This window comes from Planococcus salinus (assembly GCF_003719725.1).
GTDB classification, from domain to species: Bacteria; Bacillota; Bacilli; order Bacillales_A; family Planococcaceae; genus Planococcus; species Planococcus salinus.
The window spans coordinates 486,474-510,967 of the sequence record NZ_RIAX01000001.1 but is presented as its reverse complement, the minus strand read 5'-3'; the positions used below and the strand labels follow the sequence as shown (position 1 = coordinate 510,967).

Below are 24,494 nucleotides of genomic sequence, written 5' to 3'. Positions count from 1 at the left end.
GAGGGAAGGAATTTGGTGAACAGATGATGATTTACTTGGATTCAGCCGCGACGACCCCGATGCGAACAGAAGCGCTGGAAGCTTACGTCCAGACTGCCGGCACGGCATACGGCAATACACACAGTCTCCATGATGCGGGTTCGGAAGCGGCCCAATATGTGACGTCGTGCCGAAAATTATGGGGTCAGATGCTTGGCGTGCGCAAAGAAGGCATTTATTTTACGGGAAATGCCTCAGAAGGCAATCAATTGGCCATCCGGTCACTGCTCAGAGGACGGCCTGCTGCATGCAGAAAGATTGTGACGACCAAACTCGAACATGCCTCGGTGCTGGTGACGCTGCATGAACTGGAGAAAGAAGGATACCGGATTGACTATGTGCCGGTGGACCGTTTCGGCGTTATCGACCTTGAACAGTTCCAACAGGCCGTTGACAATGAAACGGCGCTGGTCGTTATGCAACTCGTCAATTCCGAAGTGGGCGCAGTGCAGCCGGTTGAAGAATGTGTCCGCATCGCCGGGCAATGGAATATTCCGGTCCATTCAGACGTTGTCCAGGGATTCGGGAAGATGGCGGTGAATGTGGGAGAACTGGGAGTGGCTTCTGCGGTATGCTCGGCTCATAAAATCGGAGGTCCCAAAGGCGTCGGAATTGTCAGCATCGACCCTTCAGTCCACTGGGAATCGGTTTATGAAGGTACGACGCATCAACAGGGATTCCGTGCAGGGACAGTGGATGTGCCGGGAATTGTCGCCGCCACCATCGCAGCGAAATATGCATTGGCCGAACAACCACAAGCATTCGATAAAGCACGTGCTCTGCAGCAATACCTGATCGCTCAGTTGCCGGAAGGGATGTTATTAATGGGCGATCCTGACACGAAGTCACCATTTATTCAGGGTCTGGTGCTGCCGCACGTGGAAGGTCAATGGATGATGCTTGCGTGCAATCGGCAAAACATCGCCATCTCGACCGGAACCGCCTGCAAAATCGGATCCGGGGAAGCGATGTCTGCGATGAGTGCCATCGGGTTGGAAAGCGACGTCGCCAGAAAGTTCGTCCGTGTGTCTTTTCATGCAGGCACAACGGAAAGCGAAGTGGATTCGTTTCTGGATGTAGTGAAAGAATCATTAAATCAGTTTTCCTCTGTCACGTGAACCAACGTGGTGACTGTCTTCGAAGAGCAACGATCGAATCATCACTTGAACAATCCGGCGAGGTATGCAAAGATAGTGGGGAAAGAAAATGTAAAATTTCATAAATTAACATGTGGGGGAACCGGTGTTGCCGGTTGAGAGAGTATCCGTGAGATATTGACCCTTGGAACCTGAACTGGTTAAGACCAGCGGAGGGAACATATTCAAATCGGTATGGTTTGTAAAGATATGCGCCCAAGGTTTCTATAGCCTTGGGCGCTTTTTGTACCCAAAATTTGATATGTCTCTTGCTTAGCTCCATCGTGTTTCATTTTATGAGCAAATCAAAGGGGGAGAACAGCATGAAAAAATGGACGATTTTACCGGCAGCCGTACTATTGTTGGCAGCCTGCTCAAGCGAAGAGGGAAGCAGTGCTGACAATGAAGGTACACAGGAAACAGAGGAATTGGAAGCGGTGACGATGGTGTTGGACTGGACACCGAACACCAATCACACGGGATTGTATGTGGCGCAGGCCAATGGCTATTTTGAAGAGCAGGGATTGGATGTCGAAATTATCATGCCCGGGGAAGCCGGAGCGGATCAGCTGGTGGCATCAAATCAGGCGGAATTCGGCATCGGTGCACAGGAAAGCCTGACCGAAGCGAGAGTACAGGGCATTCCGATTGTCTCCATCGCTGCGATCATTCAGCACAATACATCGGGCTTTGCGTCACCGGCTGAAAAAGGCATCACTTCACCGAAAGATTATGAAGGAAAAGTCTATGGCGGCTGGGGCGCACCGGTCGAAAAAGCGGTTCTTTCTTCCATCATGGAACAGGAAAACGCCGATGTTGAACAAGTCGAGATCCTGAATATCGGCAACACCGATTTTTTCACAGCGGTGGAGCGTGACGTCGATTTTGCCTGGATTTACTATGGCTGGACCGGTGTGGAAGCTGAGCTGCGGGGAGAACAATTGAATATGCAGTATTTGACGGATTACTCAGACCAACTGGATTATTACACACCGGTGCTGACGACCAATGAAGAGATGATTGAACAAAATCCGGAAACAGTAGAAGCATTTACGGAAGCTGTGGCACAAGGGTACCAGTTTGCCATCGACCAGCCGGATCAAGCGGCAGACATCCTGAGTGACGCCGTTCCGGATCTGGACCCGGAACTGGTAAAAGCAAGCCAGCAATGGCTGTCTCCAAAATACCAGGACGATGCGGCCCGCTGGGGTGAACAATCGGAAGAAACATGGGCCGGTTATGCTGACTGGATGTATGAAAACGGCTTATTGGAAGAAGAGCTGGAAGTGAACGAGGCATATACAAACGAATTTTTACCAGAGGAGGGGAACGATTGATGGGAAACGCATTGCTCAGCATTCAAATCATCCCGAAAACAAAAGACGGGGAAGATGTCATTCCATATGTTGATCAAGCCATCGCGATCATCGAACAGTCCGGCGTGAAGTATCAGGTCCATGCATTGGAAACGACGATGGAAGGGGACTTGACGGAACTTTTCGCCATCGTTGAGAAAATGAACAAAGCGATGATTGACCGCGGCAGCCGGAATGTCATCTCCCAGATCAAAGTACTTTATCAGCCAGCAGGAGCTTCCATGGACGCCTTGACGGAGAAATACCGGTCATGAACGTGTTCCGGAAAGGATGGAGACCGCTTTTGGTCTTCATCCTTTTATTGATTGTCTGGCAAGTGACAAGCCGTCTGTTGGCCATTCCCGACTGGCTGCTGCCGACACCTGTACAGATCATCGTGGAAGGGTGGCATAGTTGGCCGGATTATCGAAGCCATCTATTTGCGACGATCCGCTTATCGGTGTTCGGTTTCCTGATCGGTTCGTTGATCGGCTTAGGAGTCGCCGTCTGCCTGCATCTTGTGCCCAAATTGCGGGAAACTTTTTACCCGCTGCTGATTTTGTCGCAGAATGTCCCCATCATCGTCCTGGCCCCGTTATTGGTGATTTGGTTCGGTTTCGGCCTGGTCCCGAAACTGATCATCATCATCCTCGTCTGCTTTTTTCCAATCACCATCGCCGTACTGGATGGTTTCCGGCAGACGAGCGGGGATTTGATGCATTATATGAAAATGGCCGGAGCGACAAAACGGCAGATTTTCTGGAAGCTGGAATGGCCGCACGCCATGCCTTCGGTCTTTTCCGGTTTAAAAATCGCTGCCACCTACAGCGTCATGGGCGCAGTGATTTCCGAATGGCTGGGGGCGCAGGAAGGCATCGGCGTTTATATGACACTCGCTTCCTCCTCGTTTCGGACCGCGCAGGTATTTGTTTCGATCTTCCTGATCATGGGGTTGAGCCTGCTGTTCTTTGCGGTCATCGTTCTGATTGAAAAACGGGTCGTCAGATGGAAATCAAGTGAAGGAGGGGATGAAAATGGCAAAACTCTCGGTTGATCACTTGTCCAAAAGTTTTGGTGGCAATGAAGTGCTGAAAAATTTATCTTTTCATATAGATGAAGATGAATTCGTGGCGATTCTGGGCCCGTCCGGCAGTGGAAAAAGCACCTTGTTTCATTTGATCGGAGGACTTTACGCACCTGACAGCGGGGAAATACAGCTCGATGGGAAGAACATCAACAGCCGCAAAGGGTCGATCAGTTATATGCCGCAGAGCCCTTCTTTGCTGCCGTGGCGGACTACGTTGGACAATGTCCTGCTTGGCGCCGAGCTGGCAGGAAAAAAAGAACGGCAAGCGGCTTTGGAAATGATGGACAAAGCAGGATTGAAAGGATACGAGAAAGCCTATCCCCATCAGCTGTCCGGAGGAATGAAACAACGCGCCGCTTTTATCCGCAGCTTATTAAGTCCGCAGCCGCTGATCTGCCTCGATGAGCCGTTTTCGGCACTTGATGAATTTACACGCTCTGAAATGCAGCGGTGGCTTTTGGATATTTGGCAGGAAAACAAGCGATCCATCCTTTTTGTGACACACAATATCGAAGAAGCGCTGTTTTTGGCAGACCGGATTCTGGTGCTGTCGGAAAAACCGGCAACCATTGAAGGCGAATTCCATGTAAATTTCCCGCGTCCAAGGGAAGAAGACATCACGCTGACCGAAGAATTTTTGCAGTGCAAGAAAGAAATCTACAATGTATTGAAGATGAAGACGACGGAATGACAAAGGAGCATTTAAATGTTCAAGCAGGACCAGATACAGATAATCAGAGACCAATCGATGCGAACCGAAAAAGAGGGAACCGTTTCCCGTGAGCTGTTGGAGATCATGCATGAAGAAAAGCTGTTCAAATTATTTGTTCCAAAGGAGTGGGGCGGGCGCATGCTGTCTTTGCCGGAAGCGCTGGGTGTATTTCAGCAGGCTTCCCGGATAGACGGCAGTTTCGGCTGGCTCGTCACCATCGGATCAGGCGGTGGGATGTTTGCCCCGTATATCCAAAAACAATGGGCGCAGCGACTGTTTCAGCCACCAGAAGCCGTACTGGCAGGGAGCGGCTATCCGAGCGGAATTGCCGAGAAAGTGGAAGGGGGATATCAAGTTACGGGTGAGTGGAAATATTGCAGCGGTGCTCCTTACGCAACTTTTTTCACCGCCAACGCCTTTGTCGGAAATGATCAAAGCGTGCGCAGTTTTGCCTTTTTGCCGGAACAAGTGGAAGTGATTTGCGACTGGAACGCTTTTGGACTGAAAGGCACCGGAAGCCATACCATCAAAATTGAAAAAGCGTTTGTGCCGGAAGACCGGACGTTCCATTTAGCCGAACCGCAGAATGACTGCGGCGGTCCTGTACATACTTTTCCATTCATCCCGTTTTCGGTAGCTTCCTTCGCCGCAGTCTGCATCGGAATCGGCGAACATTTTTTCGAAGAAGCTCAATCATTGATGGAAGCGAATAAAGAAAATTGGTCGGTTGGCGAATCAGACCGTTACCAATCTGTTCTAAAACTTATAAAACAGCAGGAACGTCGTATGGCGGAAGCAGTGGAGGATTTTCACCAAAAAGGGGACGGTTTATGGCGCGACCATACGGCTGGGAAAGAAGTAACTGAATTTGTTTTGGAGGAATATATCACAGCCGGTAAAACAGCGGCGAGCACAGCAGTCGATGCAGCCGATTCACTGATCCGGCATCTCGGCATGTCGGCGGTCATGGAAACGTCGGCAATCAACCGCATCTGGCGGGATCTTCACACAGCAAGCCAGCATGCATTTCTTACAATGAAATGACTGTATGCCTGTGTTGACAAAAGCTCAAATAGCTCAAAAAAGCGCCTGTCCAATAAATGATAAATTTAAAGCCGGTGAAGAAAAAGCAATGCTCTTTCTTCACCGGCTTTCATTAATTATTAAAATTAATTGATGGGAATGCAGGCGGCGAAGGGCAAACATGTGCTCCTGCATCGCTTCGCTATCTTCGTCGCAAACAAATCGTGCAAATGTCATTTGCACGATTCGCTTCCAGCGGGACCAGCACGAGCTGGAGCCACTGGAGCGAACGAAGTGAGTGAAGCGGCAGAAGCCGTGCCCGCGGAACCCGTCCGCCGGAATGGACATCAGCCACTTTAGGACAGCTTTTTTTGTTTATTATTTTTTATGTCCTTTTTCTTTCCACTTACCTTTCCCTTTTCCATGTCCATGTCCTTTATCACCATGCCAATCAACGCCGATTGCGGCTCCATTTCGGCTGGAGTCAGCGACACCTTTGAGTTCACCGTTCACAGGGTCGACCTGAATGCTTTGGACATTGCCGATGACTGTCGATTCTTCACCGAAGGAATGACCCATCTCATTTAAAATAGTCAGGACCTCAGCCGGAATGCCTTCTTCATAGCTGTATGATTCCAGGTTGTTGGTATAAATGCGCGGCTCTTCGACAGCCTCTTTCAACTCCATATCATATTCGATGGCATGGAGAATGGTCTGTAACACGGATGTGATGATGGTCGGACCTCCTGGGGAGCCCACTGTCAAGATTGGTCCCACTTCATCAAAAACAATGGTCGGTGTCATGGAACTGAGCGGGCGTTTATAAGGTTGCACTTCATTGGCTCCGCCCGGAACTGCGTCAAAATCAGTCAATTCATTGTTCAGCATAAAGCCGTAACCCGGCACCATGATGCCTGTTCCGAATACTTGTTCAATGGTTGTGGTATAGGATACAAAGTTGCCCCACCGGTCAGCGACGGAGAAATGGGTCGTTTCACCAGGCGCAGCGCCAGCCGGCTGTTCAACCGCCTGATAATCCGGTGTAGTGTCTTCGTATTGCCACGGATCTCCAGCTTCCGGGTTTTCGTTGACCGAATCCAGGTCAATCAATGCCCGTCGTTCCGCAATATAGTCGGGATGCAGGAGACCAGCAACCGGCAGGTCGACAAAGTCAGGATCTCCGGCATAAACCGCGCGGTCCGCATAGGCAAGATGCATGGATTCTGCAAGAAGATGGTATTTCTCCCATGACTTCACGTCGTATTGAGACAGGTCGAAGCCATCCAGAATACCGAGCATCTGCAGCAGGAAGACACCACCGGAACTCGGAGGAGGCATGGAGGCGATGTCATAGCCCTGGAATTCACCCCAAACCGGTTCGTCTACGGAAAGATCATAATCATCCAAATCCTGAGCAGTCATGGAGCCGCCGAATTCCTGCACCGTAGCAGCGAGTGCATCAGCGATCTCCCCTTCATAGAATACATCCGTACCGTGTGCACGAATCATCTTCAATGTTTGTGCCAGCTCCGGCTGTACGAGGACATCGCCTTCTTCAAGTGGCGCACCGTCCGGAAGAAAGACATCGCCCGCAGCGCTTCGCTGAAGTTTCTCCGCATTGTCTTCAATCGCTTCCGCAAGAACGGAGTCGATCGGGAAACCTTTATGCGCAAGTTTGATGGCTGGGCTGATCAGCTTCTCGAAAGGCTGGCTGCCCCAGCGGTAATGTGCTTCTTCCAATCCTTTCAATGTACCTGGAACGCCGACAGCTGTTCCGCCGGTCGAACGTTCATCGAATGGGATCGGTTCACCGTTTTCATCAAGGAACATATCCGGTGTGGCGCCGGCCGGAGCCCGCTCCCGGCTGTTGACGATTTGCGTTTCGCCTGTCTCGCCGTCATGAACCATCATAAACCCACCGCCTCCGATGCCGGACATCATCGGTTCTGCAACGTTCAAAGCAAATTGGATGGCGATGGCCGCATCAATCGCGTTGCCGCCATGTTCCAGGACATCGGCACCGATTTCAGATGCCAGTGGGTGAGCGGTAGTCACCATTCCACCATGCGCTGTGGCCACTTCGCTGAAAGCGTCGTAATCCAAGCCGTAATTTTTTGCGCTCACCGGACCAGCAAATGAGCCAATGACCAAAAACACAACGAGAAACAGAAATGCGGCCGTTCTTCCACGATTCTTCATTGAATTCCTCCTTTATAATTTATGACACTCCTTTAAAATATAGGAAGAAAATCAAAATATCAACATAATAGTTAGAATTTTCAGTTAAATGAATCATTTGAACTTCCGGTTTCCATTTTTAAGATTCTTTCGGTTTAATTCATAAAAGCTACTTATGATTCGAATAAATGAATAAGATTTACAGAAATATGGGATAGAGAAACTTGGAGCGGAAGCATTGAAAAAAGAGCATACAAAAAAGACTGGCTTGAAGTCCGTCAGCCAGTCTTGTTGAGGTTGAAGTATATTTACTGTTGAGTTTCGGTGTATTTTTTCTGCGGCATTTTCGTTGAGCTGCAAAGGGTTGTTGGCTGCTCAAGAAAATAGCCATATCCCAAGAGAGCCAGCATGGCCGCGCTGGCGAATTTTTCGTCGATCCAAATGTTGCCGGCGCGAGGGACGAGGTCGGGGAATTCCGCCTGCAGCCCTTTGGCGCCGGGATAGGCATAGCTGATGCTTTGAGCAGCCCAAAAGAAGCCGGGTAGCAGAGTGCTCAACTTGAGATCCTGCCTGCGGTCTGAACTTTCCCTGAACAGAAAATACATGCCTGCGCCTCCGAGAAGTGAACCGAGCGTAATGGTCCAGGCATCGTGGAATTTCGCATGCGGCGGCCAGTTGGGATTGAATAAATGGGTTTTATTCCAATCAGCTAAAAAACCTCCTACGGCAGTCAATGCGGCCACTGTGCCGAGGATAACTTTTCCTGTCGAGATTGATGTTTGTTGAGGCGCTGGTCTGGAAGGATTATCGAATGCTGTGGAATCAGTTGATGCAAACCGTTCTTTGGCGTTGTCCATTTGTCTTTTCCTCCTCCTGTGTCACGTCATCTGAGTACTGGTGACAGCGTTGTTTGAATTAGTGTACGCCAATTCTTTTTCGGCATCAACGGTCTGCAACAGACAGGCTTGACAGGTTTAGCGGGCATGGTAAACTTTAAGTCGAATCCGTGGATTTTTATTACGTCGATATGCTGTTATAAGCGCGCTGGGGATTCCATCGGTACATAGTTGAATGACAGATGAAATGATTGTGCACTGGATTGTCGGCCGTATGGGCAGCACGAAGAGACCTTCGTTCCTTTCCAAGGGACGGAGTTTTTTATTTTCACAGAAGAAGGAGGAGGTTACATGTATCAAATAAAAGCGGTTATTTCTCCCGCTTTCGCAGAAGCGATGGCACTGGTCATATTGATCATATCAATCATCAGTGTCAGTATCATCCGATTCGAATCTGTTCCGCATTTGCCGATTTTGATTTCGCTGTTGATTTTATTCGCATACGGCCTATGGAAAAAAGTGCCGTACCGTGACCTTGAGAAAGGCTTGGTTGACGGAGCGGGAGCCGGCATGAGTGCGGTTTTCCTGTTTTTCTTCATCGGCATATTGATCAGCAGCTGGATGATGAGCGGAACCATTCCGACGCTGATTTACGGAGGGTTCACCTTGATTTCCTCCACTTTTTTCTTTGCCATTGTATTTGTCGTTACAGCCATCATCGGCATCTCAGTCGGCAGTTCATTGACTACCGTGGCGACTGCCGGCGTCGCTTTTATCGGCATGGCGACTGTGCTCGATTTATCGCTGGCAGTTGCAGCAGGGGCCATCGTTTCCGGCGCTTTTTTCGGTGACAAAATGTCGCCTTTGTCGGATACCACCAATCTGGCTTCTTCCATTGTTGGTGTCGACTTATTCGAACATATCCGGAACATGAGCTGGACGACCATTCCGGCATTTGCGGCGACATTGATCATTTTCGGTTTCCTTTCACCGGCTGCCACAGAGACCGGCTTTGAAGATGTTGCGCTTTTCAGGGAAGGCCTTCTGGAGACGGGGCTGATTCACTGGTATTCAGTGATTCCGTTAGTCATACTGATTTTGTTGACGTTGTCCAAAGTGCCTGCTTTACTGACACTGGCCGTCAGCTCGATCACCGCCGTAGGAATTTCCTTATTCCATCAGAGCTATGGCATTCGGGAAATCTTCACAATTTTGTTCAGCGGTTTTGCGTCGTCTACCGGAATCGAGGATATCGATGCCTTATTGTCACGCGGTGGCATGGAAAGCATGATGTTCACCATCGCTTTGGTACTGTTGGCACTCAGCATGGGCGGATTGCTGTTCACTTTGGGCATTGTGCAATGTCTGCTGGCAAAAATTGAAAGCCTGTTAAAGAAAGTTTCATCCGTCATCGCAGCTTCTGCATTCACAGCAATCGGGATTAATGTTTTGATCGGTGAGCAATATCTCTCGATTTTGCTGACCGGCCAAGCTTTTAAGCCGCAATATGACAAAGTGGGGCTTGCCGGAAAGAACTTGAGCCGCGTCATGGAAGACGCTGGGACGGTTGTCAATCCGCTCGTACCGTGGAGCGTCTGCGGAATTTTCATTACGACAGTACTGGGCGTTTCCACATTGGAATATTTGCCGTTTGCGTTCTTCTGCCTGTTGTCGCCAATTATCACGATTTTGTTTGGTTTCAGTGGAAAGACCTTAAGTTACAAGCACGCGAAATAAAAAATTTTCAGCTTAAAGCAGTCAGTTATCAAAACTGGCTGCTTTTATTAGTTGCGCTAAAGAAAAAGGTTAATAAATACATATCGTTATATCTTAAGGAAAAATTAAGAAAATATTTAGAGCTATTTACTGGTTTTATTTCTATAATTAAGAGACTAAAAAAGAGTGACGCGCACATACGGGTCGGCCGTCTAAGACTCAAGTCTTGATAGAAAACAGTCCAGCGTCTGATGCCCCAGAGTTGAGATAACCGTAAACTGAAAACAGATCAGTTAACAGGGAGCTTCAAAGAGGCAGTTCGGGAGGAGCAAAGAACATGGAAGTATATATCGTATTTACAGATACCAAAACGGCATTGTCCCGTGTAATCCAAACGTATACACAGCATTCCTACAGCCACGTGTCGCTGTCATTCGACCGTCAACTGAGTGACATGTACAGTTTTGGCAGAAAAGACGTCGACAATGCGTTTATCGGAGGATTTGTAAAAGAAGACCCGCACAACCGGTTATTCCAACGGGCGCAATGCGCAGTTTATCGCTGCGAAGTAACGACGGAAGGCTATGCCAAAATGATGAAATTCATCCGCATGATGGAACAAAGCCAGGATCAGTTCAAGTACAATTTCACAGGGTTATTTGGTGTGATGATGAACCGGAAATCTGAAAGAAAAAATGCTTTTTTCTGTTCCCAATTCGTCACGGAGACGCTTCTGCAGGGCGGCATTAAGATATCGGACAAGCCGGCGAATCTGGTGATGCCGATGGATATCTGCCGGGCGAAGGAGTTGGACTTTGTCTACAGTGGCGCGATGAATGCTTATCCATTTTTGGAACAAGCTGTTCTTGTTAAAAAAGAAGAGTATGTAATGGAGGTATTGTAATGAGATCGTTCTTCCTGAAAGCAGCCATATCCGTTTGAAAGGATATGGCTGTTTAGTGGTGGAGACATTTAAAAGCTTATTCTCATTTCGTTTCAGCCGACCGCTTTTGGGTCTAAAGGATGTGGACCATACAACTGGCGCGACAGGATATCGCGTTTTCAGTTGCTCGGACACGACATCAGCAGCTTCGTGGCAATTGAGTCGGGCAATGTTTTCGGCTCCTCCCGATAAATGCCCCGTTCACTGACGACCATTTTTCGCATGGCTTCCAATTGACGACCTTTATCTTGTTTTTTGCTACTGACGCGTATGCAGCCAAATTTGCGATGTTCCAGAAGTGATTTCTAAAATATTGTTTCTATTGAGCATATCTGCAAACCTTTCGTAAAAGTGCATAAAAATTCCCGAACGTTTGTAGAGTATTATGAGAGGTATACGACCGCTTTTTTTAGTTGTTTTCAGATCTTTTCGAGCCGTTCATAAACGTGTGCTTTTAAGAACGATTTTTAGTTCCTTAACCATAGAACTTTAAATTATCTTTTTAATTCGCTGAAATGTTAAAATTAGGAACAAAAGAATATAACAAGTAAAAAAAGAAGGAGACCATATCATGGCGAGAATTATTCAAAAAGATAATCAAGGAAATGTTTATCTATTTATATTGCTAATTTTTCTTTCGGTTATAACACTTCGTAAGGTAAAAAGAATTGAAGATAGAAGGAAAGAACTCACAGTGGACTTACTGGAAACAATTGATTACAACAAATTATAGATCTTGGTACGGGCAAGATATTATCTTATAAAATAGGTATCTAAGTTAACATATCACCACTTACCAGAAGGGGAGAAGCTAGTTGAGCTTTTCTCTTCTTTTTGTTTGAATAAGTGTACTTTTACGAACGGTTTTATACTATCCATATTAGTGGAAGTAAACGAATAAAATTTCTGAAGACAATTAGATAAATACCAGAGTTTTTGGAAGTATGTGTTAAAATAGAAAGTAACAGAGTAGAACATCGACATATCTAATTATATATAAAGGAGAGTGAAGTTTTGGATGATTTGCTAGGTTATGCGGTTGCTGCATTGTTTGCTATTGGATTTATCTATGCTTTTATCAAACAAGTGAAACAAACAGTCATTATACGAAATGAGAACAAAGTAAAAGATTGTAAGAGGTTATTGGTTGGAAACTACATAACTTCTATTGCCTTAGGTGGATTTTTGCTCTCGTATTTAGTAAATCTGTTTATTGGAATTCAGTGGATAGCATCAAACACAATAGCAAGTGGAGATGCTATTTTGAGCTGTTTTATTTTCCTTGTGATCCTTATTATTGCTAGGCTTGTGATTATTTCTGAAGAAAACAAACAGAACAAATTGTTAGTTTGAAAATTTATTTCCGATAAAACTCAATGTATTGTTAATTAAAGGACAGTTTCAGATAGTCTTATCTGGGACTGTTCTTTATGTCCTAAATTAATCCGGAAATTTTTAGAATGTCTTAGAAACAAAGAATGGGCTTATACTGGTTTACATATCATGAGGTTATCGGAAGCTACAATAGAGTCTTTATGGGTTTGAATGAACGATAGGCCGTTTCTTGCACTACATCAAGGGCATCATTTTGATTTTTAAGATAGACAAAAGCCAATCGGTAAATATCCTGTTTATATTGTTGAAATAAAGCGTAAAACACATGATCATCACCTTTTTGAGCTTTCTTCACTAAATTCCGCAAACAATTCCCCCTTTTTTCTATTCTTCTATTAGACATGAAAATGACGGATTTAGCTTTAGCTTTTTTGAAAAAATTTCCTTTCTGTAAGATGAGGTCATAATCACAGACAATTGAGACTTCAAATATGTATTTTTGGATTATCTAGCCTCATCGATTGAAATAATGAGAACGGCACGTGAAATTCAAGGCAATAAAAGCTGTATATAAAAGATGAGTAGAGATATTTCGAAACATGTGTGTCTGCTTTTTGTCTGCAAGAATCTGCCTAGCGAATTGAATAAACTGAATTTAAATTAACCTAGAATTATGTACCTTTTTACCAGGCAATTTGCCTGATGAAAGTAAAAGGGGAAGAACTATTAGCGTTGTGCATAAGCAAGAACTATCCAGTAAGCGATTAATTTTCAGATGATTAATGAAAAAAAGAGTGTTCCGCCCAAAACGAGTAACTTCCTTTTACATTTTACATTTTATAAGAGATATAGAAACTAACATCGCTAAATCTCAAAGTTATCTGAAAGTATCAAATATAAAATTATACGGAAATAGGGTGTTTATTGATTTCTTAGTATCCATATAAAACATACAGGTCATTATACATGACAGTGTAATTTCCATTAATCATGAAAAACAGTAAATTATTTTGTATTTTCAGATAATTGTGATAACATTATTTTCAAAGGAATTTTATTTTTTTAGTTAAGACATGAAAGTCTTAACCAATTTTTGATACTGGGCTTCAAGGGACTGAACTTTAATATATTCAGTTTCAAATTTTAGAAATGGGGAGGAAAAACAATGACAAAAGTTTCGTGGTCAAAATTAATGTTCTTTACAATGCTGATTTTTGTATTGGCTTTGGCAGCGTGTGGCAATGATGAGACTTCAGACGAAGGATCAACGGATGAGTCGAATACTGCAACAGAAGAAAGTGCTGACGAGGGTGCGGAAACAGAAGAAGGTACTGAAGAGGGCGCTGAGACAGAAGAAGATACTGACGAAGGCGCCGAGGAAAGTGCAGGTGGAGAATCTGCAGAAACTGAACCAAAAGTTACTGAGTTTGAACCAGCATTTCCGGAACAAACAAGAGCACCTGCAGTAGTGACTGAAACAGAACTTAATGAGGAAGTTATTGTTGACGGTCTTGGCGTGTCTTGGGGTATGGTAGAGTTTGAACCAAACCGCTTGCTTGTTACGCAAAGAGATACAGCAGAACTTCTTATTGTAAACCTTAATGAGTTCTCTGTTTCAGAGCCAATCGAAGGTACACCAGAAGTAAATAACTCAGGTCAGGGGGGCTTACTTGATGTAGCCGTTGCACCTGATTTTGACGAATCAAGATTAGTATTTTTGACGTTTTCTCAAGACGTCGAAGGTGGTACTGTAACTGCTGTCGGTAAAGGTGCTTTATCAGAAGATGAAGCCTCACTTGAAAATTTTGAAGTAATCTTCCAAGCAGAACCAGCATATGATGGTGACTTACACTATGGTGGACGTATTATCTTTGATGATGATGGCAACTTATTCTTAACAACTGGTGAGCGTTCAGATGATCCAATCCGCGAACGTGCCCAAGACTTGGATGCTTACTTAGGTAAAGTAATCCACATTACACAAGATGGAGAACCAGTAGAGTCGAATCCATTTATCGAAGATGAAGACGCACTGGATGGAATTTACAGCTACGGTCACCGTAATATTCAAGGTATAGACTTCCACCCTGAAACAGGAGACTTATGGATTGTTGAATTCGGTCCGCAAGCTGGGGATGAACTAAATATTATTGAACCAGGCAATAACTATGGATGGCCAATTGTTTCTTATGGTATCGAGTACACTGGTGAATTAATCAATGAGGGTATTTCAGAACACGAAGCGCAAGGCTTTGTTGAACCAAGATATTATTGGGATCCAACAAGTGCGCCAAGTGGTATGTCATTCTATGATAACGACGCAATTCCTGAATGGGAGAACAACTTGTTCATCGGTGGTTTAGCACCGAATTATATTGTACGTGTCGTTATTGAAGATGACACCATCGTTGGAGAAGAACGCCTATTAACTGAAGAAACCCAACGTTTCCGTGACATTCTTGTAACTGAGGATGGCGCGCTTATTGCAACTACTGATGGTGGTCTGATTTATAAGATTACTGCAGCAGAATAAGGTGACGCAATTGGAGGTACAGAAGAAGACGACGCTGAATAATTTGTTATTCTCTAAAAGCACCCAACCTTATGTCAGTGCCATTAACTTAAGGTGCTTGACAATATTAAAGAAGCAGGCATTCATGGAAATCCATGAGTGCCTGCTTCTTTTTTGCTGCCTGTGCAGATTGGATAGGTTTTGGTTCTATTGGCTGAAGAGAAGGTTCTGATGGTTCTACTGGTTCTGTTGGAGTAGAAGGAGGCCCTGCTTCTTCATATCATAAATTCAAATCATCCTCTTCAATGACCACAACCATAGATGTGATTAATCTCAAAGTACGCATTAGTTTCAAGATGGCTTTCTTTTTTACCGATTATTTCTAAAACTACAAAGTTTAAAATTTTTCTATATGAATAAGAAGGCAAAGTGTTTATAGACGAATTTAAGTGCTTATTTAATTCAGATATGAGGGGATTATCGGTAGCCTTTTTAATTGAAATATGAACTTTAAAACCAGTAACCTCTGTATTAAGGTTACTGGTTTTCTCAAATTCCATGCAAAATAAAGCGCAAGCCAAGAGTTGGTCAAAGCCTGCAAGGCCAGCTCTTTGATCAGCTCCGTTGCTTCTCCAGTACGTTGAGGTCAATCCCAAACTCCTCCAGCAACACCTTCGCTTTTTCTTCGGGCGTCAAATCCGTTTTTTCCTTCCGCCCATTTTCCGAACGCGTCAACTGCAAGCCGGATAAGGTAATCCGTCCGTCCGGTGTCGCGCGGGTGACGAGGTCGTCATGCGTAAAAGGGGAATCCTTCGACACCTGGTTGAACACACAGCCTTCATGGAAATCTTCCAGTCGTTTTTCTTCCGTGCTGAAGCGGTAAAGGATTTTTTCTTCGCCGTCGTTTTCACGGATCAAGTCATAAAACGTCTCATCGTGCTGTTCGACTTTATATGTCCCGCTGTGATCGGTGAACCGTTCACCGCCGAGCGGAATCGGACTGATGGTTGAATCGCCGAAGCCGGCATCCACCAGGTAAGGGGTGTCCAAATTGACGAGAATGGCGGTGTGCGTATCGGCTTTTGTCCACGTGCCGTCCGGTTTTTGGACAGTGGCGGAAATCAGCCTGGCATCAAAACCGAGTTCCTGCAACAGCCAATGAAACAGGCCATTCAGTTCATAGCAATAACCGCCGCGGTGCTGATTGACGATTTTGTCATAAATGCTTTCCAGATTTAGATAGATGGGGACGTTGCGGATCACGTCCAAATTTTCGAACGGTATATGCTGCATATGCAAAGACTGCAGTCTGGCGAGATCCTGCAGAAAACGTTCTTTTACCGGATATGCGTGGAATCGTTTCAAGTATTTTTCAATATCCATTTTATTTGTTCATTCCTTTCAGAGGCTGTGGGTACTTCTTCGAAAAACCGTTGTGGTCTATTGATGAATTACCCTGTGAACCCGTGGCTGTAAACCAGTGTGGTGAAAGGAGGGAGAATGGAATGGTTTTTCATTATAAAAACACCGCAGAGAAAGCGGTGTTTTTTCGTGTTTCAATCGTTTGTTTTACGGCCATTCACCGAATCGAACATGGAGATGGTATCGATCAAATGGTTATGGAAGATATCTTTGGCGATGTCCAATAACTCGACGATTTTTGGATCGCGCAACGAATAAATGACGCGGTTGCCTTCTTTGTTGCCGGTTACAATGTTTTTTGAGCGCAGCACACTTAATTGCTGGGACACGGCTGATCCTTCCGTTCCAGCCTGTTCCTGAATCTCGTTGACACTATGGTCGCCTTCCGCCAGAATCTCCAGAATCCGGATCCGGAGCGGGTGTGCCAGCGCTTTGAAAAATTCGGCTTTAAACTGTTGCATTTCCAGATTCATAATAAAACCCTTTCTTCCGCATAGTTTGGTTTGTCTGTTCCAGCTGATAATGCGGTACATTCGCTGAACGCGAAATGCTGGCATCCGAGACATTTTTGGCGGTTGATATACTGCAGGGCGAAATCGATCGCTTCGCCTGTATGATTGAAAAAATGGGCAGTTCCGATTTTGGAAAGCAAGCCCGTTTTTTCGAGCAACTCCATCGGCTGCTTCTTGATTCCTGAAATCAGCACAATGCCGTGCTTTGAAAAGTCTTCGACGATGCTTGCCAGGTGGGCTTCACCGGTTGTGTCCATAAAAGGGACCTGTCCCATCCGCAGCAGCAGGACTTCCGGGCGGTAATCGATGGTTTTCATGATTCGCTGCTCAAATGTCTGTGCAGCACCGAAAAACAAAGGGCCATCGATTGTGAAAATACTGATTTGCGGGCAATCACGCTCTTCGGTCACCATAGCGGCTTCCACCCGTTTATTGGCCGACTGGGGATTCGGAAGGACCTGGGAAACTTCTGCGGCTTCGCTCATCCGTTTGACGAATAATACAATTGCCAACAATAAGCCGACGCCCACAGCTGTTGTCAAATCCAGAAATACCGTCAGCAGGAAAGTCACCAGCAGGACAAATGAATCGGTCGATTTGGTTTTCAGGACATGGACGAATACATGCCGCTCACTCATGTTCCATGCAACAACCATCAGAATCGGTGCCATACTGGCAAGCGGAATGCTGGATGCCAAAGGCGCAAACATTAACAAGATTAATAATACCGCAAGTCCATGGATGATGCCGGAAAAAGGGGAGACGGCGCCATTTTTAATATTAGTTGCCGTCCGCGCGATGGCGCCGGTGGCGGGGATTCCACCGAACATCGGCGTAATCACATTGGCGATTCCCTGTCCCATCAGTTCCCGGTTGCTGTCGTGTTTCGATTTTGTCATCCCGTCTGCCACCACTGCAGACAGCAACGATTCAATACTCCCGAGAATGGCGATGACCAGTGCCGGTCCAAGCAACAGCTGAATTTTATCGAATGTAATTTCAGGAAATTGGAAACCGGGCAAGGTGTTTGGAATTTCTCCGTAAGCCGATCCTACTGTTGCCACTTGTCCAGGGAACAAGATGACCGCAGCCACAGTGGAAACAATGAGTCCGACCAGAGGACCGGGAACTTTCGGCAAAATCCGTGGTGTAAGTAAAATTGTTAATAGGCAAATGAGAGCTGTTATTACACTGAACAGGTTGAAAGAAGGTAAGTTCAGCCATAGTTCACGCATATTCAGGACAAATTCTTCATGCCGTTCAATGCCCGTCAAACCAAGGAAATTTCCGATCTGGCCACTGAAAATGATGACAGCAATTCCTGAGGTAAAACCGATTGTGACAGGTTTTGGGATGAATTTGATCAATGAACCCAGTTTGAACAGACCCATCAACAACAGAATGATGCCAGCCATAAAGCCGGCCACCAACAGGTTTTCATATCCATACGTTAAGACGATGCCGAATAGAATCGGGATAAAAGCTCCTGTAGGACCGCCGATCTGGTAACGCGAACCGCCGAATAAGGCGATCAGGATTCCCGCAATGATCGTCGTGTAAATGCCGTATTCCGGTTTGACGCCGGAAGCGATGGCGAACGCCATGCCAAGCGGAATGGCAATAACTCCAACGACCAATCCGGACAGCAAGTCTTTTTGAAAACCTTCCCAGCTGTAGCCTGTAAAGCGGCCCGAAAATTTCATGTTCATTATACCCCTTCTTTATCTTATTATTTGTATATCTGATTATTTGAATATACTATGATTTGTTGGAATAAGCAAGGGGGCCAGTCGTATACGTTTAGATATTAAGAGGTTCGAATTAGCGGAACATGAAAAAACCACTCTGAAATAATTCAGAGTGGTTTTGCGGATTTTTACCGTAACACGCCATGCGGCAAAATGGCATGGACGCCTTTGACGCCATTGACGACTTGAGTGACGTGTAGATCGACGGCGACGCTTGATAAAGCAGTCGCTTCGGCCTTCGTGACGCCGTAAAACTGCTGCATCAGCTGCACCATTTCGTCCAGCGCAACCGCCGCGGCTTCGTTCAGATCTTCGTCGAAGCCGAATGTAATCCAGCCGGCAGGAGTGTTGGCCTGCGGCATTGTCAAGGTCTTGTCTTCGTGCAGGATCAATGTGACATCCACCAGATCCATCGGGCATTCGATGGCTGTCCCGGAATTCTCCCCGTCTCCTTGGAGCGCGTGGCCATCACCGAGTGAAAACATGGCGCCTTCGACTGCCACCGGCAAAAACAAGCTGCTGCCTCTGACCAATTCTTTGCAGTCGATATTGCCGCCGCAGTAACGGGGAGGAGCTGTACGATGTGTGCCCGGCTCTGCCGGCGCGACGCCCATCAAGCCAAGAAAAGGAGACAGGCCGACGCGGAATTCCTGTTCTCCGATTTGGCAGCTGCCCGTCATCTTCAACGGATCCAATTTCCAGTCCAGTTGAACCCGTTCACTGTCGACCAACCCAAGTTTTTCGTTTTGCCAGCTTTGCGTGCCGGCAGCCCAGTTCCGTCCGTACCATGCCGGAACCAGTTCGTTTGTTCTGATTTCAAGGACCATCCCCGGTTTCGCACCTTCGATGGCAATCGGCCCCACGAGCGGGTGCCCGAGCTTTTCTTCTTGTTCACGCGATTCAAAAATCGTCCGCTCTTCATTTTCCGAGGCTGAATAGCCCCACTGGATATCCAGCGTTTTCAACTGGATGGAATCACCGGAATTCACCGTTAGGATCGGCTGGTATTCACGGTTGAACGATGAATGAAGATTTTTGGAATCCAATTCAATTTTATGTATCACTGCTGTTGCCCCTTTCGACTTAAAAATACGACCTTTACCATTATATCGAAAACTGAACATTCGTGATATGGATTTTACTTTCGGAGAAACTGTTTTGGGAGATTGCCGAAATAGCGTTTACACAGAGCGACAAGTGGAATGGTGGAAAAAGGACTCTTTATGTAAAGAGAGGTTGGTTGCATGAAAAATGAAAAGCCGGGAATCGTCTTTGGGGTGTCCGTCGCGATTGTGGTCGCGCTTGTCGCGGTCGGGGCGCTGGCGCCTGCATTTTTGCAGGAAGTATCCAGCACCGGATTATCCTGGGTGACAGGCAACTTCAGCTGGTTTTATATGCTGGTGACGACAGCTTTGGTTTTTGTTTGCTTATTTCTCGGAATCGGGCCGTACAGAAAAATAAAACTGGGGAAGAAAGACGAACAGCCGCAGTATACGTTTTTTACTTGGCTGGGTTTGATTTTTGCGGCTGGAATGGGCGTCGGGCTGGTGTTCTGGGGAACTGCTGAACCGATTCTCCATTATATCAATCCACCGCCGGGCTATGAAGCCGAAACAGAAGAAGCGGCACGCGCTGCGTTAATGTACAGTGTATTCCATTGGAGCCTGCAGCCGTGGGGTGTGTATGCCGTCGTCGGTTTGACCATCGCTTTTTTCAAGTTTCGGAAAGAGAGACCGGGTTTGATCAGCCATGCGTTTTACCCGTTGCTTGGCGACAGGGTCGAAGGGGGGATCGGCAAGTTCCTGAATATCATCGCCATCATTGCGACTGCCATCGGTGTAGCCACCACATTCGGGTTAAGCGCGATGCAGGTCAGTGGCGGTGTATCTGAAGTGTTCGATGTGCCGAATAACAATATCAGTCAGTTGATCATCATTGCCATCATTACCGTATTGTTCATGACGTCGGCTTTATCGGGTGTCAATAAAGGAATCCGCTATTTGAGCATCGGCAATTTGGTGATTGCGACTGTGTTGCTGATTGCTGTTCTTTCATTGGGACCAACAGCGTTTTTACTGGAAAGTTTTACGACGGCATTGGGCAGTTATTTAAATAATTATTTGGATTTGAGTTTGTCGCTTGCACCTCACAGCGACGGGCAGTGGTACGGTGAATGGACGATCTTTTTCTGGGCTTGGGGAATTGCCTGGGCGCCGTATGTCGGCATGTTTGTTGCACGTGTATCGCGCGGCCGCACGATACAGGAATTCATCTTTGGCGTGCTGATTGTCCCTGCTGTTCTCGGAGCGGTTTGGTTCGTTGTTTTCGGCGGCACTGCCCTGGATATGCAGATGAACGGTGTGGCCGATATTGCCGGCCAGACAGAAGGAAATGAAGAATTGGCCTTGTTTCTGATGCTGCAGAACCTGCCGGCAGGCATGATTTTGAGCATATTGGGGTTATTGCTGATCACCATATTCTTTATCACTTCTGCAGATTCAGCCAGTTACGTATTAAGTGTGTTGTCTTCGAAAGGGACGCTGTCACCAGGCAAGTTTGTCCGTTTGGTATGGGGCGGCTTGATTTCAGGCACAGCGGCGGTTCTTTTGCTCAGCGGAGGGTTGGAAGCGCTCCGATCTGTGGCCATCATCGCAGCTTTGCCGTTTTCACTTGTCATCTTACTGATGGTCGCGTCTTTGTTAAAAGGTTTGCATAATGAGGAATAGGAGACGAGAAAAACCGTTTATAAAATAAAAATCAGTGAAACATTCATACTGTATAAGTTAAACTAAAGAATTATCCTTTTACTCGCCGCTCGCCCGCGGCAAGCGCAGCTGCTTTGCGGAATATCATCAGATTAAAATGATTAGTTCAACTTATATAATTTACACTTAAAAGTCCTCCGTCATTAGGAGGGCTTTTCTCGTTTATATATGCTTTTTGACGTTAAGTTTTGATCATAAAAAAGACGATTTACAAGGATATACGGTTTTATTTCATGCTTACCACTTAATTCAGAAGAAAGTGATTTACCGATAAATTTTATTGGTTGAAAAGTGTATATGGTAAAATAAAGGAAAAAGGAGGGGCGTTTTGGTTAAAACAAAAATCAACGATCCATTTATTTATTTTTTACTGGAACCCACCACCGTTCTGGTTTATCGCAATGAAACTCACACATATGTATCGGTTTCGGACCTGATGGACCCCAGCAAGTGGGAGGCGTTTGAAATTGAACAAGGGGAGACGTTTGAAACGTTCAACCGCAAGGAAAAACAGCCGATTGAAGGAACGAGTTTCTTTTTGAACCAAGAAGATATGGCTGAAATAGCAGAGGAAATAAACGAACATATACAAAAAAACCGTCATTTAAAGAAGCCGGAGAAGCAAGTGGGTGCAGTTCATCTTGTTGTTTCAGAATCGGTCGCAGGCTCGTTGAGAATTGGACTTGAACGGCCAAAGACTGTCATTGGCTTTCCGGATGCTTTTTCAATTGGACCTTTATGGAAGCTAGAAGAAAAAACAGGTCAAAGTTTCCGCGAAGAATGGCTGTTGGAGAATATTAACTTTGAGCAGGAAGACGATGAATATAAAGGGAAATTTACGAATGCGCTGCGTGAAATTGAAGATATAGAAAATCAGGTACCTATTTATATCTGGGGTGGAGACAACGCCGAAGAACAGACAGGTCTCCGTTTCTTTCTTTATATGCTGGGGCAAAAGACAAATGAGATTTTTCTTCTAAACACAACAAAACTTTATGAAAAATATTTTGCTGCCGAAGACGAGCCGGCCATTTTCCATACAGGGCAATTGGATGCAGAAAAACTACAGCAGTTCTTTGAAAACAGCAAAAAAGACAGACCGCTTACGCAAGAATTACGGAGGCAATACCAAAGCGAATGGGAAGAACTTTCCAAAACGAAAGAAGTATTACGTGTATGGATCGACGGTCAGATTCGGACCGTTGCAGAAGATTATTTCGATTCCATGATCATCGAAACTTTAGAAAAGCTGCATCAGAAGCAAGAAACCAAAGATTTTGTTTTAACAGGAAAATTGATCGGAGAGATCGTGACGCAAACAGATGAGTTTATCAACTATTTGTACCTGGAATACCGGATTCGTCATTTGGTTTATAGTGGAGTATTCGAATTAAAAGGGATTCCCAAATCCATGCGCCATTATTCAGTGAAACTTCGATGATTGGAGAGGTGAGAAAATGACTGTGCTTTACGTAGCGGTAGGAGGGATTTTGGGATTGATTTTTTTAGGACCCCTAGGTGTTTTCTTCGGTGTTGCTTTAGGGTTAATCTTTGGAGTCGCCAATGCAGCCGAAAACAAAGCCATCAAGCTTGAAAGCAGAATGCAAAAAATGGAGTTTAAATTTAATGATGAAATCGTGAGTCTTAAAGAAACTATAAAGGAACTGGAGAAAAACCAGAAAGAATAATCGGACAGCTTCTAAAAAATCATACCACATAATTTTTCTGTCCATACATATATATGTTTCTGGAAAAATCCATCTTACAAAAAGATGGATTTTTCAGTTGGGAAGAAATCGAACAAGCATTACAAAGACTTTGCTTGTAACATTTCGGATTCAAAATCGACTAATAGGTAATAACAGGAAAAAAAGCAGAAAGGAGAGCCTTATGAAAAAAATTACTCTCACAATTACTTTGCTTCTCTTCACGAGTGCTTGTGGAGAAACAACAACGCAAAATACTGCAGAAACCGGAGAAGATACGATACCAACTACGTGGGAAGAAGTGGAGGGTTATGTGATTGACAAGGGCAAAGAAGGCGGAAATGAAAAGTTTCTCCTTGTCGAGGGCATCACTCAACAAGAAGCGCTGGAAAAGACTTCTCGAGAAATTTTGTCGGGAGATTCATATGACAACGCCATTTGGCTTACGGATGAAGACATCGATTTTCCGGATCTGGGGAAAGGAGAGGCAGTAATAGCCTGGTGGGATCGGGCAAAGCCGCATCAAGAACCTGGCATACTCACGGTGCCAGCGGAAAAAGTGGAAATGAACCATAAGGAAGAATAAATCAAAACGGAAGAGGAGCCGAGGCGTTTCATGAAAAAAAGAGCGGGATTATTTATTGTTGCTATTTTAGCATTACTGGTGATTGGAACCGGATTCTGGATGTCGAATCAATACTCGGAAGAAGGTTATGTTCATCTGGCGAATGACAACGAAGTATGGGTGTTCATGCTTACACCAGAAGAAATCGAAGGCGAAACACAAAACGAAATCAATGACATGATGGAAGAGAGAGCTTCCAATTCTCAAGGGGTTTTCGTGGATGTGCCTTTCTTTAATCGTGTAACAGGAACAGACTTTGAAACAGGTGAAAAAGTGAGGGTATATTATGATTCTGCTGGAATACAGACGGGTCCCGGCAGAATCGATTCCACTAATCTGATATTAAAAATTGACGGCTAACTTTACTGCCTGTATTTGAATTAGGAGGGATGGAATGAATAAAAAGGTCGTCATCAGCATAGCTGTGTTATTTCTGGCCGGCTTAACAGCAGCATTCATGTTATTTAACGAGCAGGAAGTTTTAAAAGAAGAAGCGGAAGTCCAGGAATTGCCGTCATCAAAGGACGGAATCGAGATTAGAACCGAAAAAGATGCGTATACCACATCGACTGATAGAATCGTGCTTGTCATAACTAATAACTCCGAAGAAACGTTGGGTGGTACGCTATTTGAGGTGGAGAAAAAAGCGGAGGGGCAGTGGTATAAGTTTCCTCTTAAAGAATCAGGACCTATTGAAGCCGTCGGTAGATCCCATCCACCAAATAATACGAGCACCATTACTTTATTCACTGATGAGCTGAAGTATGATTTGTCCCAAGGGGCGTATCGTGCAACTTTTGCCGGCATGGCTGCCAATTTTGAAGTAATAGAATGAAATATAGCT

The 24,494-nt window shown here is 45.5% G+C and carries 24 protein-coding genes, 1 pseudogene and 1 riboswitch; of the genes and pseudogenes, 17 read left to right on the top strand and 8 right to left on the bottom strand.

Annotated features, from left to right (window positions below; genetic code table 11):
* Positions 1–26 precede the first annotated feature (26 nt).
* The 6 genes from EEX84_RS02550 (at position 27) to EEX84_RS02525 (ending at position 5,373) form a co-directional block, all read left to right on the top strand.
* A complete protein-coding gene (locus EEX84_RS02550) occupies positions 27–1,157 on the top strand; it encodes an IscS subfamily cysteine desulfurase (protein WP_123164046.1) in 1,131 nt (376 codons plus the stop codon).
* Between the two features lie 104 nt (positions 1,158–1,261).
* Positions 1,262–1,371, top strand: a riboswitch (TPP riboswitch).
* A gap of 127 nt (positions 1,372–1,498) precedes the next feature.
* Complete coding sequence (locus tag EEX84_RS02545) at positions 1,499–2,512, top strand: ABC transporter substrate-binding protein (RefSeq protein WP_123163993.1); 1,014 nt, start codon at positions 1,499–1,501, stop codon at positions 2,510–2,512.
* On the top strand, positions 2,512–2,805 hold the full coding sequence (locus tag EEX84_RS02540) for a thiamine-binding protein (protein ID WP_123163992.1): 294 nt from the start codon (positions 2,512–2,514) through the stop codon (positions 2,803–2,805). The genes EEX84_RS02545 and EEX84_RS02540 overlap by 1 nt, the downstream gene beginning before the upstream one ends.
* On the top strand, positions 2,802–3,584 hold the full coding sequence (locus EEX84_RS02535; RefSeq protein WP_123163991.1) for an ABC transporter permease: 783 nt from the start codon (positions 2,802–2,804) through the stop codon (positions 3,582–3,584). Before EEX84_RS02540 ends, EEX84_RS02535 begins: the two co-directional genes overlap by 4 nt.
* Positions 3,565–4,308, top strand: coding sequence for an ABC transporter ATP-binding protein (locus tag EEX84_RS02530; protein ID WP_123163990.1), 744 nt, complete (start codon positions 3,565–3,567; stop codon positions 4,306–4,308). The genes EEX84_RS02535 and EEX84_RS02530 overlap by 20 nt, the downstream gene beginning before the upstream one ends.
* 15 nt (positions 4,309–4,323) lie before the next feature.
* Positions 4,324–5,373 carry an acyl-CoA dehydrogenase family protein gene (locus tag EEX84_RS02525; RefSeq protein WP_123163989.1) on the top strand — a complete coding sequence of 350 codons (1,050 nt, stop codon included), beginning with the start codon at positions 4,324–4,326 and terminating at the stop codon, positions 5,371–5,373.
* 357 nt (positions 5,374–5,730) lie between these two features.
* On the opposite strand, the gene ggt is transcribed toward EEX84_RS02525, so the two are convergent.
* Complete coding sequence (gene ggt, locus EEX84_RS02520) at positions 5,731–7,551, bottom strand: gamma-glutamyltransferase (protein ID WP_123163988.1); 1,821 nt, start codon at positions 7,549–7,551, stop codon at positions 5,731–5,733.
* 287 nt (positions 7,552–7,838) lie between these two features.
* Positions 7,839–8,387 (bottom strand): DUF6640 family protein, encoded by a 549-nt coding sequence (locus EEX84_RS02515; protein WP_123163987.1) that lies wholly within the window; start codon positions 8,385–8,387, stop codon positions 7,839–7,841.
* 330 nt (positions 8,388–8,717) lie between these two features.
* On the opposite strand from EEX84_RS02515, the gene nhaC reads away from it, so the two are divergent.
* From nhaC to EEX84_RS02500, 4 genes are all read left to right on the top strand, one after another.
* Positions 8,718–10,103: a Na+/H+ antiporter NhaC gene (gene nhaC / locus EEX84_RS02510; protein ID WP_123163986.1), complete on the top strand. Its 1,386-nt coding sequence runs from the start codon at positions 8,718–8,720 to the stop codon at positions 10,101–10,103.
* Positions 10,104–10,419: 316 nt separating this feature from the next.
* Positions 10,420–10,986 (top strand): C40 family peptidase, encoded by a 567-nt coding sequence (locus EEX84_RS02505; protein WP_123163985.1) that lies wholly within the window; start codon positions 10,420–10,422, stop codon positions 10,984–10,986.
* Between the two features lie 610 nt (positions 10,987–11,596).
* A complete protein-coding gene (locus tag EEX84_RS16475; protein ID WP_158599062.1) occupies positions 11,597–11,758 on the top strand; it encodes a hypothetical protein in 162 nt (53 codons plus the stop codon).
* 281 nt (positions 11,759–12,039) lie between these two features.
* A complete protein-coding gene (locus EEX84_RS02500; RefSeq protein ID WP_123163984.1) occupies positions 12,040–12,378 on the top strand; it encodes a hypothetical protein in 339 nt (112 codons plus the stop codon).
* A 172-nt stretch (positions 12,379–12,550) separates the two neighbouring features.
* Here EEX84_RS02500 and EEX84_RS02495 read toward each other — a convergent pair.
* Positions 12,551–12,763, bottom strand: a pseudogene (locus EEX84_RS02495) (RNA polymerase sigma factor); the annotation flags it as partial.
* 762 nt (positions 12,764–13,525) lie between these two features.
* Between EEX84_RS02495 and EEX84_RS02490 the strand changes: the two are divergent.
* Positions 13,526–14,893, top strand: a complete 1,368-nt coding sequence (locus tag EEX84_RS02490) for a PQQ-dependent sugar dehydrogenase (protein ID WP_123163982.1) — start codon at positions 13,526–13,528, stop codon at positions 14,891–14,893.
* A gap of 281 nt (positions 14,894–15,174) precedes the next feature.
* Here the strand turns inward: EEX84_RS02490 and EEX84_RS02485 are convergent, their stop codons facing one another.
* The 5 genes from EEX84_RS02485 to EEX84_RS02465 all read right to left on the bottom strand — a co-directional run bounded on the left by EEX84_RS02485 (position 15,175) and on the right by EEX84_RS02465 (position 19,618).
* Complete coding sequence (locus EEX84_RS02485) at positions 15,175–15,522, bottom strand: hypothetical protein (RefSeq protein WP_123163981.1); 348 nt, start codon at positions 15,520–15,522, stop codon at positions 15,175–15,177.
* A complete protein-coding gene (locus EEX84_RS02480; RefSeq protein ID WP_123163980.1) occupies positions 15,488–16,255 on the bottom strand; it encodes an arylamine N-acetyltransferase family protein in 768 nt (255 codons plus the stop codon). Before EEX84_RS02480 ends, EEX84_RS02485 begins: the two co-directional genes overlap by 35 nt.
* Positions 16,256–16,428: 173 nt before the next feature.
* The gene (locus EEX84_RS02475) at positions 16,429–16,767 is read right to left on the bottom strand and encodes an ArsR/SmtB family transcription factor (RefSeq protein WP_123163979.1); all 339 of its coding nucleotides are present in this window, start codon (positions 16,765–16,767) and stop codon (positions 16,429–16,431) included.
* On the bottom strand, positions 16,764–18,515 hold the full coding sequence (locus EEX84_RS02470) for a SulP family inorganic anion transporter (RefSeq protein WP_123163978.1): 1,752 nt from the start codon (positions 18,513–18,515) through the stop codon (positions 16,764–16,766). The genes EEX84_RS02475 and EEX84_RS02470 overlap by 4 nt, the downstream gene beginning before the upstream one ends.
* A gap of 167 nt (positions 18,516–18,682) precedes the next feature.
* On the bottom strand, positions 18,683–19,618 hold the full coding sequence (locus tag EEX84_RS02465) for an acetamidase/formamidase family protein (protein WP_123163977.1): 936 nt from the start codon (positions 19,616–19,618) through the stop codon (positions 18,683–18,685).
* Positions 19,619–19,798: 180 nt separating this feature from the next.
* Between EEX84_RS02465 and EEX84_RS02460 the strand changes: the two genes are divergently transcribed.
* The 6 genes from EEX84_RS02460 (at position 19,799) to EEX84_RS02435 (ending at position 24,485) form a co-directional block, all read left to right on the top strand.
* Positions 19,799–21,280 (top strand): BCCT family transporter, encoded by a 1,482-nt coding sequence (locus tag EEX84_RS02460; protein WP_123163976.1) that lies wholly within the window; start codon positions 19,799–19,801, stop codon positions 21,278–21,280.
* A gap of 367 nt (positions 21,281–21,647) precedes the next feature.
* Positions 21,648–22,760 carry a DUF1835 domain-containing protein gene (locus tag EEX84_RS02455; protein WP_123163975.1) on the top strand — a complete coding sequence of 371 codons (1,113 nt, stop codon included), beginning with the start codon at positions 21,648–21,650 and terminating at the stop codon, positions 22,758–22,760.
* Positions 22,761–22,776: 16 nt separating this feature from the next.
* The gene (locus tag EEX84_RS02450; RefSeq protein ID WP_123163974.1) at positions 22,777–23,007 is read left to right on the top strand and encodes a DUF456 domain-containing protein; all 231 of its coding nucleotides are present in this window, start codon (positions 22,777–22,779) and stop codon (positions 23,005–23,007) included.
* Between the two features lie 202 nt (positions 23,008–23,209).
* Positions 23,210–23,611: a DUF3221 domain-containing protein gene (locus EEX84_RS02445; RefSeq protein WP_123163973.1), complete on the top strand. Its 402-nt coding sequence runs from the start codon at positions 23,210–23,212 to the stop codon at positions 23,609–23,611.
* Between the two features lie 30 nt (positions 23,612–23,641).
* Complete coding sequence (locus tag EEX84_RS02440; RefSeq protein ID WP_123163972.1) at positions 23,642–24,010, top strand: DUF3221 domain-containing protein; 369 nt, start codon at positions 23,642–23,644, stop codon at positions 24,008–24,010.
* Between the two features lie 34 nt (positions 24,011–24,044).
* Positions 24,045–24,485 carry an immunoglobulin-like domain-containing protein gene (locus EEX84_RS02435; RefSeq protein WP_123163971.1) on the top strand — a complete coding sequence of 147 codons (441 nt, stop codon included), beginning with the start codon at positions 24,045–24,047 and terminating at the stop codon, positions 24,483–24,485.
* Positions 24,486–24,494: the final 9 nt, after the last annotated feature.